At 46.4% G+C, this 1,107-nt stretch carries 1 protein-coding gene; it reads left to right on the top strand.

The genetic code is table 11. The features are described 5' to 3' along the window. The first annotated feature begins 60 nt into the window (after positions 1 to 60). Positions 61 to 1,098 (top strand): IS630 family transposase, encoded by a 1,038-nt coding sequence (locus tag Xkoz_RS19170; protein ID WP_141554459.1) that lies wholly within the window; start codon positions 61 to 63, stop codon positions 1,096 to 1,098. Positions 1,099 to 1,107 lie beyond the last annotated feature (9 nt).

Consider the following 1,107-nt stretch of genomic DNA (forward strand, 5'->3'; position numbering starts at 1 on the left):
TATACCAATCGCCATTGAAGATGCTTGATTTTTTATCCAAACCCGATCATGCTTACGACCATGAAAATTCATCTGACACCAGAACAAAAACGCGCCCTCGAATTGATGCATGATACAACGCGTGACAGTCGAGTCTGTGATCGCATCAAGGCCGTGCTTTTGGCTCACGAAGGCTGGACAGCTCAGATGATTGCACAGGCTTTGCGTATTCATGAAAGTACGGTCAGCCGTCACCTAAAAGATTTCATCGCTCAGGAAAAGCTCACCCCGGAAAATGGCGGCTCTGAAAGCCATCTCTCTGCCGAACAAACCGTCGACCTGATTGATTACTTGACGGCAAATTTAATGCATACCACGGCCCAAATTGTGGCCTATGTTCGGGCACGTTGGCAGGTGTCTTTCAGCGTGGGCGGAATGACGAAATGGCTTCACCGCCAGGGTTTCAGTTACAAAAAACCCAGGGGAGTTCCGCATAAATTCGATGCGGATAAACAGCAACAATTTATTGATGACTACCAGGCTCTGAAAGACAAAGTGGGTCAGAATGAACCGATCCTGTTTATTGATGCGGTGCATCCCTCACAGTCGACAAAGCTCAGCTATGGCTGGATGAAGGCAGGAAAAAATCAGGGAAAAGTGGTCGAAACCACCGGCAGCCGTACCCGTCTCAATCTTCTGGGTGCCCTCAATTTACAACGCCTTGAAGACACCGTGATCCGGGAATATCCGGGCATCAATGCCGAAAACATCGCGTATTTCTTTGGGGCAATCAGGGAAACTTACCCACTCTCGCAAAAAATCCATATTATTCTGGATGGTGCAGGTTATCACCGCGCAGAGTGGGTGAAAGATATTGCGTATGTCCTGAATATTGAATTGCATTACCTACCGCCTTACAGCCCAAACCTCAATCCGATAGAGCGATTGTGGAAGTATATGAATGAGCAAGTGCGTAACAATGTCTATTTCCCGGATGCCAAAACATTCCGTGAAACCCTTCATCATTTTTTTCATGTTACATTACCCGAAAAAGCACAGGAATTGACCACCCGGTTGACAGATAATTTCCAGACTTTAATTCCTGCATCTTCAAGTTAATTGCGTATA

This window comes from Xenorhabdus kozodoii (assembly GCF_002632875.1).
Taxonomy (GTDB): domain Bacteria; phylum Pseudomonadota; class Gammaproteobacteria; order Enterobacterales; family Enterobacteriaceae; genus Xenorhabdus; species Xenorhabdus kozodoii.